Source organism: Pseudomonas sp., assembly GCF_050739655.1.
GTDB lineage: Bacteria > Pseudomonadota > Gammaproteobacteria > Pseudomonadales > Pseudomonadaceae > Aquipseudomonas.
On sequence record NZ_JBOIBY010000105.1, the window covers coordinates 1 to 9,981 of the forward strand.

The 9,981-nt window shown below is 60.1% G+C and carries 7 protein-coding genes and 1 pseudogene; 6 read left to right on the plus strand and 2 right to left on the minus strand.

The window, feature by feature from the left end:
* From ACRESJ_RS05585 to ACRESJ_RS05610, 6 genes are all read left to right on the plus strand, one after another.
* Window positions 1-123, plus strand: a 123-nt coding sequence (locus ACRESJ_RS05585) for a D-aminoacyl-tRNA deacylase (protein WP_431757018.1), incomplete at its 5' end; no start/stop codon positions are given.
* Window positions 124-443: 320 nt separating this feature from the next.
* On the plus strand, window positions 444-2,273 hold the full coding sequence (locus ACRESJ_RS05590; protein ID WP_431757013.1) for a glucan biosynthesis protein G: 1,830 nt from the start codon (window positions 444-446) through the stop codon (window positions 2,271-2,273).
* Window positions 2,266-4,836, plus strand: coding sequence for a glucans biosynthesis glucosyltransferase MdoH (gene mdoH, locus ACRESJ_RS05595; RefSeq protein ID WP_431757014.1), 2,571 nt, complete (start codon window positions 2,266-2,268; stop codon window positions 4,834-4,836). The genes ACRESJ_RS05590 and mdoH overlap by 8 nt, the downstream gene beginning before the upstream one ends.
* Before the next feature lie 320 nt (window positions 4,837-5,156).
* On the plus strand, window positions 5,157-5,954 hold the full coding sequence (locus ACRESJ_RS05600) for a transporter substrate-binding domain-containing protein (protein WP_431757015.1): 798 nt from the start codon (window positions 5,157-5,159) through the stop codon (window positions 5,952-5,954).
* Between the two features lie 153 nt (window positions 5,955-6,107).
* Window positions 6,108-7,067, plus strand: coding sequence for an amino acid ABC transporter permease (locus ACRESJ_RS05605; protein WP_431757016.1), 960 nt, complete (start codon window positions 6,108-6,110; stop codon window positions 7,065-7,067).
* Window positions 7,060-7,794, plus strand: a complete 735-nt coding sequence (locus ACRESJ_RS05610) for an amino acid ABC transporter ATP-binding protein (protein WP_431757017.1) — start codon at window positions 7,060-7,062, stop codon at window positions 7,792-7,794. Before ACRESJ_RS05605 ends, ACRESJ_RS05610 begins: the two co-directional genes overlap by 8 nt.
* A gap of 156 nt (window positions 7,795-7,950) precedes the next feature.
* On the opposite strand, the gene ACRESJ_RS05615 is transcribed toward ACRESJ_RS05610, so the two are convergent.
* Both ACRESJ_RS05615 and ACRESJ_RS05620 read right to left on the minus strand, forming a co-directional pair.
* The gene (locus ACRESJ_RS05615) at window positions 7,951-8,814 is read right to left on the minus strand and encodes a methyl-accepting chemotaxis protein (protein ID WP_431757019.1); all 864 of its coding nucleotides are present in this window, start codon (window positions 8,812-8,814) and stop codon (window positions 7,951-7,953) included.
* Window positions 8,806-9,867 (minus strand): annotated as a pseudogene (locus tag ACRESJ_RS05620) (methyl-accepting chemotaxis protein); the annotation flags it as partial. The gene ACRESJ_RS05615 and the pseudogene ACRESJ_RS05620, both read right to left, overlap by 9 nt.
* Window positions 9,868-9,981 lie beyond the last annotated feature (114 nt).

Genomic DNA, 9,981 nt, shown 5'->3' on the forward strand with positions numbered 1-9,981 from the left:
TTCGACTATCTATTAAGCAAAGCGAAACAGGTGCATGGCACTGTGGCATCAGGTAGATTCGGCGCGGATATGCAGGTGCATCTGGTCAATGATGGCCCGGTAACCTTCCTGTTACAGACCTGAAAGCGCTTGAAACATCTTTTTAAGCGCTTTTCGACTGAAAACAGGCGTTTTTCCCGATAAATACTTTGTTACCCCTGATGCGTTGTAACGCGGCCTACTAGATAATCGCGCGCTACGGGGATCAGCGTTCGTTGGTCCATTTTGACTTAGGTAGAGACTTGTCCGGATCCGATTGGGGAATCATTTCGCCCCAGCGGAGTCGGAACAATGCTCGCCAACTTGGCAAGAGTGGTCTGCAGGGTCGGCTTTTTCGCGCCGGATACCTGCTGGCCCTTTAACTGGCCGTTGGTTTTTTGATCTGTTTTCGGCGAGGGTTGCTCGTGATTGTTAGTCCCTGTAACGCACCAAAATTGTCTGCCAAACGGTTGCGAAGCGCTCTGGTAGCAGGCTCGGCACTACTCTGTCTGCTCAGTGCCGGCCAGCTTTGGGCATTCAATCTGGATGATGTGTCGGCCAAGGCTAAAGAGCTGGCCGGTCAGAAGTTCGAAGCGCCGCGCAGTAACCTGCCGAACGAATTCCGCGAGATGAAATTCGCCGACTATCAGAAAATTCGTTTCCTGACTGAAAAGGCTGAATGGGCGGACCAGAAAACCCCGTTCAAGCTGTCCTTCTATCACCAGGGCATGCATTTCGATACGCCAGTGAAAATCAACGAAATCACGGCGAACAACGTCGAAGAGATCAAATACGACCCAAGTCGTTTCGATTTCGGCGATCTCAAATTCGATCCTAAAGCCACCGAACAACTGGGTTATGCCGGTTTCCGTGTGCTGTACCCGATCAACAAGGCCGACAAGCAAGACGAAATCATGACCATGCTGGGCGCGAGTTACTTCCGCGTTGTCGGCAAGAATCACGTTTATGGTCTGTCGGCCCGCGGCCTGGCGCTCGATACCGCATTGCCATCCGGCGAAGAATTCCCGCGTTTTCGCGAGTTCTGGATCGAGCAGCCGAAACCGGGTGACAAACACCTGGTGATCTTCGCGCTGCTGGATTCGCCACGGGCCACCGGTGCCTACCGTCTGACCCTGCGTCCGGGCAGCGACACCATTGTCGACGTCAAGGCGCAGATGTACCTGCGTGACAAGGTCGGCAAACTGGGTATCGCGCCGCTGACCAGCATGTTCCTGTTCGGCGCCAACCAGCCATCCAAAGTCCTCAACTACCGTCGCGAACTGCACGATTCCAGCGGCCTGGCGATCCATGCCGGCAACGGCGAGTGGATCTGGCGTCCGCTGAACAACCCGAAACACCTGGCGGTGAGCAACTTCTCGGTCGAGAACCCGCGTGGTTTCGGCCTGCTGCAGCGTGGCCGTGACTTCAGCCACTACGAAGACCTCGACGACCGTTACGACAAGCGTCCAAGCGCCTGGATCGAGCCGAAAGGCGACTGGGGCAAGGGCACCGTCGATCTGGTCGAGATTCCGACCGCTGATGAAACCAACGACAATATCGTGGCTTTCTGGAGCCCGGAAACCATGCCGGAGCCAGGCAAGCCGCTGGACTTCGCCTACCGCATGCACTGGACCATGGACGAAGCGGCGATTCACGCGCCGGACAGCGCCTGGGTCAGCCAGACCCTGAAGTCCACGGGTGACGTTAAGCAGTCCAATCTGATCCGTCAGCCGGACGGCAGCGTTGCTTATCTGGTCGATTTCGAAGGTCCATCCCTGGCGGCATTGCCAGCGGATACCGATGTGCGCAGCCAGGTCAGCGTCGGCGACAACGCCGAACTGGTCGAAAACAGCGTGCGCTACAACCCTGAAACCAAGGGCTGGCGCCTGACCCTGCGCATGAAGATCAAGGACCCGGGCAAGTCCACCGAGATGCGTGCGGCACTGGTGCAGAACATCGTGCCGGCCGATCTGGCCAAGACTTCGATTCCAGCGTCCAGCTCTTCCGTTGCCAAGGCCGACAAAGTCGCTGCCAAGCAGGCGGAGAAAGCGGACAAGGACGCGAAGGCCGCTGCCGATGCCGCCGCCGAAGCCAAAAAGGCTGAAGCCAAGCCGGTCGCGGATGCCAAGGACAAGGCGAACAACAATGACGCCAAGCAGCCTGCAGCTGCAGCGGCCCCAGCCACACAGGAATCGGCACCGACTGAAGAAGTCCTGACCGAGACCTGGAGCTATCAGTTGCCTGCCGATGAGTAATTCTCAAGTACAGCCAGAATCACTCTCCGAGTATCTGGCCCATCTGCCGATGACCGACCAGCAGCGCGCGGAACTCGCGGGCTGCAAGTCCTTCAGCGAACTGCATGAGCGTCTGTCGTCGTCGACATTCGACGCGCCGACCGAGGCCGCCCAGGCTTCGGTGGGCAAACGCCTGACCTTGAGCACCGCAGAGCAATTGCAGGACGCCGAAATGCTGGTGCTCGACGCCAGCGGTCGGGTTTGCCTCAAGGCGACTCCGCCGATTCGTCGGACCAAAGTCGTGCCGGAGCCGTGGCGTACCAACATTCTGGTGCGCGGCTGGCGTCGCATGACCGGTCGCACCAACCCGCCTAAGCCGCCCAAAGATGAAAACGTGCTGCCCGCGGCGCGCTGGCGTACGGTCGGTTCGATCCGTCGCTACATTCTTCTGGTGTTGATGCTGGGTCAGACCATCGTCGCCGGCTGGTACATGAAAGGCATCATGCCGTACCAGGGCTGGTCGTTCGTCGACCTCGAAGAAGTCCTGCACCAACCGCTGCTGCAAACCGCCACGCAAGTGCTGCCCTATGCGTTGCAGACCAGCATCCTGATCATGTTCGGGATTCTGTTCTGCTGGGTATCGGCGGGTTTCTGGACAGCGCTGATGGGTTTTCTGGAGCTGCTCACCGGTCACGATAAATACCGGATCTCCGGTAAAAGTGCTGGCAACGAGCCGATTCCGAAAGATGCGCGCACTGCGCTGGTGATGCCGATCTGCAACGAAGACGTGCCGCGGGTATTCGCCGGTTTGCGTGCGACCTTCGAGTCGGTCGCGGCCACGGGTGACCTGGATCGCTTCGACTTTTTCGTCCTCAGTGACAGTAACGACGCCGACATCTGCGTTGCCGAGCAGCAGGCCTGGCTGGATGTCTGCCGCGAAGCCAAGGGCTTCGGCAAGATTTTCTATCGCCGCCGTCGCCGTCGTGTGAAGCGCAAGAGCGGTAACCTCGACGACTTCTGCCGTCGCTGGGGTGGTGATTACAAGTACATGGTCGTACTCGATGCTGACTCCGTGATGAGCGGTGAGTGCCTGACCAGTCTGGTGCGCTTGATGGAAGCCACGCCGGACGCCGGGATCATCCAGACCGCGCCGCGTGCGTCGGGCATGGATACCCTGTATGCACGCATGCAGCAGTTCGCCACCCGTGTGTATGGTCCGCTGTTCACCGCCGGTCTGCACTTCTGGCAGTTGGGCGAATCCCACTACTGGGGTCACAACGCAATCATCCGCATGAAGCCGTTCATCGAGCACTGCGCCCTGGCGCCATTGCCGGGCAAGGGTGCGTTCGCTGGTGCGATCCTGTCCCACGACTTCGTTGAAGCCGCGCTGATGCGCCGTGCCGGTTGGGGCGTGTGGATTGCCTACGACTTGCCAGGCAGCTACGAAGAATTGCCGCCGAACCTGCTGGACGAGCTCAAGCGTGACCGTCGCTGGTGCCACGGTAACTTGATGAACTTCCGCCTGTTCCTGGTCAAGGGCATGCACCCGGTGCACCGTGCGGTGTTCCTGACCGGCGTGATGTCGTACCTGTCGGCGCCGCTGTGGTTCTTCTTCCTGGTGTTGTCGACGGCGCTGCTGGCGGTCAACACGCTGATGGAGCCGCAGTACTTCCTTGAGCCGCGTCAGCTGTATCCGCTATGGCCACAATGGCATCCGGACAAGGCGATTGCGCTGTTCTCGACCACCGTCGTGCTGCTGTTCCTGCCGAAACTGTTGAGCGTCATTCTGATCTGGGCCAAGGGCGCGACAGAGTTCGGTGGCAAGTTCAAGGTGACGATGTCGATGCTGCTGGAGATGCTGTTCTCCATGCTGCTGGCGCCGGTGCGGATGATTTTCCACACCCGTTTCGTCCTCGCCGCGTTCCTGGGCTGGGCCGCGACCTGGAATTCGCCGCAACGTGACGACGACTCCACGCCATGGAGTGAAGCGGTCAAACGCCACGGTCCGCAAACCTTGCTGGGCTTCTTCTGGGCCTTGCTGGTGATCTGGCTGAACCCAAGCTTCCTGTGGTGGCTGGTGCCGATCGTCGGTTCGTTGATGCTGTCGATCCCCGTGTCGGTGATTTCCAGCCGTGTCGGCCTGGGCCTCAAGTCCCGTGACGAGAGCCTGTTCCTGATTCCCGAGGAATACAATCCGCCACAGGCGCTGCTGGCAACCGACCAGTACACCCACGAAAACCGTTATCACGCGCTGAACGACGGCTTCATCCGTTCGGTGGTCGATCCACAGCAGAACGCCCTGGCGTGCTCGCTGGCGACCTCCCGTCACCGTGAGGCCGAGCCGATCGAGTGGTTGCGGGTCGAGCGGGTGCGGCATGCGATGAAGGTCGGACCTGAAGGCCTGACCAACAACGAGCGTGTGCAACTGCTCAGCGATCCGGTGGCACTGGCTCGCTTGCATGATCAGGTCTGGAGCGAAGGTCACCCCGAGTGGCTGGGCGCATGGCGCAAGTCGGTCAAGGCCGATCCTCATGCACCGCAGTTACCGCTCAAGCCATTGGTCGCGCAGCCTCAGCTGGCCTGACCCTATCCCCGCTCTTTTTGAGAGCGGGGGTGTTGATCGTTCCCACGCTCTGCGTGGGAATGCCTCAACGGACGCTCCGCGTTCGGCTGTGGATGGGACGCAGAGCGTCCCGAGTTGCGTTCCCCCGCAGCGCGTGGGAACGATCGGTCAGCTGCCGAAGGCTGCGATCTTTTGCGTTTAACCCTTGTGCATTCGACTCATTACGTTAGCATCCGCCCCCGAATTGGTGCGCCCGGACCGTTTTGTGTCCGTATCTATCGGTTTTCATTGGAAAACTGTCGATTTCGCGCCGCAAACGCAATGGTTTTGGGGGCTTGAAGATGAAGAAGTATCTGTCGATGCTGCTGGTCGGCGTCACGGCATTGGTTGCAGTCAGCACGGCGCAGGCCGGCGCCATCGATGACGCGGTCAAGCGCGGCACCTTGAAAGTCGGCATGGACCCGACCTACATGCCGTTCGAAATGACCAACAAGCGTGGCGAGATCATCGGTTTCGAAGTCGACATCCTCAAAGCCATGTCCAAGGCCATGGGCGTCAAGCTGGAGCTGGTGTCCACCGGCTACGACGGCATCATCCCGGCCCTGCTGACCGACAAGTTCGACATGATCGGCAGCGGCATGACCCTGACCCAGGAGCGCAACCTGCGCCTGAACTTCAGCGAACCCTTCATTGTGGTCGGCCAGACCCTGCTGATCCGCAAGGAGCTGGAAGGCACCATCAAGTCCTACAAAGACCTGAACACCGCCGACTACCGCATCACCTCCAAGCTGGGTACCACCGGCGAAATGGTCGCCAAAAAGCTGATCGCCAAGGCCAAGTACCACGGTTACGACAACGAGCAGGAAGCAGTGCTCGACGTGGTCAACGGCAAGGCGGATGCCTTCATCTACGACGCGCCTTACAACGTCGTCGCGCTGAACAAAGTCGGCAACGGCAAGCTTGTGTTTTTGGATAAGCCGTTCACCTACGAGCCCCTGGCCTTTGGTCTGAAGAAGGGTGACTACGACAGCATCAACTTCATCAACAACTTCCTGCACCAGATCCACGAAGACGGCACCTACGATCGCATCCATGACAAGTGGTTCAAGAGCACCGAGTGGCTCAAGGACATGGAGTAACTCGGTCAGATAAACCGAGTCGCCCCAATCGCTGGCAAGCCAGCTCCCACAGGTTCAGCGTCGTACGCACAAATTGTGTTCACCTCGATCACTGTGGGAGCTGGCTTGCCAGCGATAGCGGCCTGACAGGCAACACAAAACCCGGAACCTGCAATGAAACAGAAAAAAGCCCAATGGCCCTGGCACGCGCTGACCGTGCTGGTGCTGATCGGCCTGGCCGGCGCGTTGTATTACGCCACCTCGCTGATGTCCTACGAGTGGCGCTGGAACCGCGTGCCGCAGTACTTCGCCTACCACGCCGAAGAGTCCCAGCGCGCCGCCGACATCTCCACCGTCAGCGAACTGGTGCGCAAAGGCGACAAGGCTGAAGTCACCCTGCGCAACGACGCCGGCGACGAACAACACCTGACCGTCGACGAGAACAGCCTGCAAGTCGCCCAAGGTGATGACGTGGCTGAAGGCGATGTGATCGGCGTGACCCGCCATTGGGCTGCAGGGCCGCTGATGTGGGGCCTGTGGACCACCTTGTGGCTATCGGTGGTGTCTGGTGTGCTCGGCCTGCTGATCGGTCTCGCCACCGGCCTGTGCCGGCTGTCGAACAACCCGACCCTGCGCGATCTTTCGACCATCTACGTCGAACTGGTGCGCGGTACGCCGCTGCTGGTGCAGATCTTCATTTTCTACTTCTTCATCGGCACGGTAATGAACCTGTCCCGGGAGTTCGCCGGGATCGCTGCGCTGTCGCTGTTCACCGGCGCCTACGTGGCGGAAATCATCCGTTCCGGCGTGCAGTCGATTGCCCGTGGCCAGAACGAAGCCGCGCGTTCGCTGGGCCTGAGTGCAGGCCAGTCGATGCGTCATGTGGTGCTGCCGCAAGCGCTCAAGCGCGTGCTGCCGCCGCTGGCCGGTCAGTTCATCAGCCTGGTCAAAGACACTTCGTTGGTGTCGGTGATCGCGATTACCGAGCTGCTCAAAAGCGGCCGTGAAGTCATCACCACCTCGTTTTCGCCATTCGAAATCCTGTTCTGCGTTGCTGGCCTGTACCTGTTGATCAACCTGCCGCTGTCGAAAATCGCCAGCCGGCTTGAGCGGAGGCTCGCGCAAAGTGATTGAAGTCCGCGATCTGGTAAAAGTCTTCGACACCCGTGGCCAGGTGGTGCGCGCGGTGGACAATGTCAGCACCATCGTCGCCACGGGCGAAGTGCTGGTGGTGCTCGGGCCATCGGGCTCCGGCAAATCGACCTTCCTGCGCTGCCTCAATGGCCTGGAGGAGTTCGACTCGGGCTCGGTGAGCATCGACGGTCTGCAACTGGCCGACCCGAAAACCGACGTCAACGCCTACCGTCGCGAAGTCGGCATGGTGTTCCAGCATTTCAACCTGTTCCCGCACATGACCGTGCTGGAGAACCTGTGCCTGGCACAGAAAGTCGTGCGCAAGCGCGGCAAGAAAGAACGCGAGGCAAAGGCCATGGCGTTGCTGGAAAAGGTCGGTATTGCCCAGAAGGCCAACGAGTTTCCATCGCGCCTGTCCGGTGGTCAGCAACAGCGCGTGGCGATTGCCCGGGCGCTGGCGATGGAGCCCAAGGTCATGCTGTTCGACGAACCGACCTCGGCGCTCGACCCGGAAATGGTCGGCGAAGTGCTGGATGTGATGAAGAACCTGGCTGCCGAAGGGATGACCATGGTTTGCGTCACCCACGAAATGGGTTTCGCCCGGGAAGTGGCGGATCGGGTGCTGTTCTTCGATCACGGCAAACTGCTGGAAGACGCCTCGCCGGCGGAGTTCTTCGATGCACCGAAGGATCCGCGAGCGCAGGCCTTCTTGCGGCAGGTTTTGTAACTGCGGCGATTTTCAGGCCGCCATCGCGGGCAAGCCCGCTCCCACAGGTATCGCAGCGATCACAATATTGGTGTACGACGCAAAACACTGTGGGAGCGGGCTTGCCCGCGATAGCATCACCTCGGTTTTTAAGTGAACCGAGGCAGATGAATCACCTCAAACCCTGAACTTGCCCACCATCATCTGTAAATGCGTGCCGAGCCGCGCCAGCTCAACACTGGACGCCGCCGTCTCCTCGCTCGCCGCCGAAGTCTGATCCGACACATCCCGCACATTCAGCACACTGCGGTTGATCTCTTCAGCCACCGCACTTTGCTGTTCGGCCGCGGCTGCGATCTGCTGGTTCATCGCCTGGATGGCCGAAACAGTACGAGTGATGCTTTCCAGCGAGCCACCGGCGCGGCGGGTCAGTTCGACGCTGCTGTCGGTCAGGGTACGGCTGTTGTCCATGATGGTCGCCACGTGCTGGGTGCCGTTTTGCAGGCCGACGATCAGCTCTTCAATCTCTTCAGTGGACTTCTGGGTGCGTTGCGCAAGGCTGCGCACCTCATCGGCTACCACGGCAAAACCGCGTCCGGCTTCACCGGCACGGGCAGCCTCGATGGCGGCGTTGAGCGCCAGCAGGTTGGTTTGCTGGGCCACGGACTTGATCACGTCGAGCACGCTGCCAATCTTGTCGCTTTCACGCTTGAGCTCGCCCATCGCCTCGGTGGAGTGTCCCACTTCCGTGGCCAGCCGCTCGATTTGCGCGATGGCCTCACCGACCACTTTGTCACCTTCGCGGGCCTGCTGGTCGGCAGCAACGGCCGCCTCGGAAGCTTCCTCTGCGTTGCGCGCGACTTCTTGCACGGTGGCCGTCATTTCGTTCATTGCGGTGGCAACCTGGTCAGTCTCGACCTTCTGGCTGTTCACGCCGGCGCTGGTTTGCTCGGTGACCGCCGACAGCTCTTCGGCGGCGCTGGCAATCTGAGTGACACCGTCGCTGATGCCGCCGATCAGTTCGCGCAGGCCTTGGGTCATGCTCTGAATGGCACGTTGCAGTTGGCCCAGTTCGTCGGCGCGGTTGGACGAAAGGTTTTGGGTCAGGTCGCCGGCAGCGATGCGTTCGGCCACTTTGAGGGTTTCGCTCAGCGGTATCACGATCTGCCGAGTAATGGCCCAGGCGGCAAACAGGCCAAAGACCAGTGCCAGGACGGTGGCGGCCAACAGCATGTTCTTGGCGTGTGCGACGTCGGTATCGCGCACGAGGGTTTGCGAGACGGTGAGCTTCTTGCTCACCTCGAGCAGGATTTCGCCCTGGGCGGCCATGCGTTTGAGCGCGTCAGCGCTGGAGACTTGAGAATCACGGAATTGGCTGACTGCGGCGCGGTAGGCCTTGAGCGAGTCGGTCGCTTGTTGCAGGTTGGGGATGTGTTGTTCCGGCAGCTTCGACGGCAGGCTTTCGAGGTATTTCAGTGCATTGTCGATGGCATCCAGCGCGGGTTGTTCGGCCTCGGTCTTGCCACTGTAGGTGTAGCCACGAACCTGGAAGCGCGCCTGCTGGATCAGTTTGCTCAGGTCGATCACGCTGTTGAATTGCACAACGCTGTCGCCTTGCAGCATGGATTTTTCAACTTCAGTGACCTTGGCCACGGCATTGTCTGCAGTAGCGCCGAGCTTGCTGCGCGCCTCTTCGCGGTTGGCGCCGGCCTGGGTCAGGGCTGCAAAAGCTTGCTTGTACTGACTGACTGCGGCCAATTGCTGGTCGACCATGGCCACATCGACGGGTTGTTCGATCATCTGGCGGGCGGCTTGCAGGCTGCTGTCGAGTTTGCCCAGCAAGTCATTGACCGCGCCGGGCCCTTGCTCGCCGCGGCGCATGTCGTAATCCAGGCGAGCGATGCGCAGGTCTTTGGTCAGGACGTTGATATCGGAAATGAACCCCAGCTTGTCGCCGCGACTCGTTACCTCACCCAGACCGGACCAACCGGTGAAGGTAATCAGCAACGTCAGCAACAGCACCAGGCCGAAGCCAACGCCCAGTTTGCGGTTTACCCCTACGTTTCCCAGCTTGTCGGCCAGCCATTGGTACATGCTCAACTCCCCGCGAACCAGTCATTGGTTTTCTCGCGGTTATATCGGCCGTGAGCAGGCGATCTGTAGGATCGTCTGACGAACGGGAGTTGGAGCTGCCGCAGGCTGCGATCT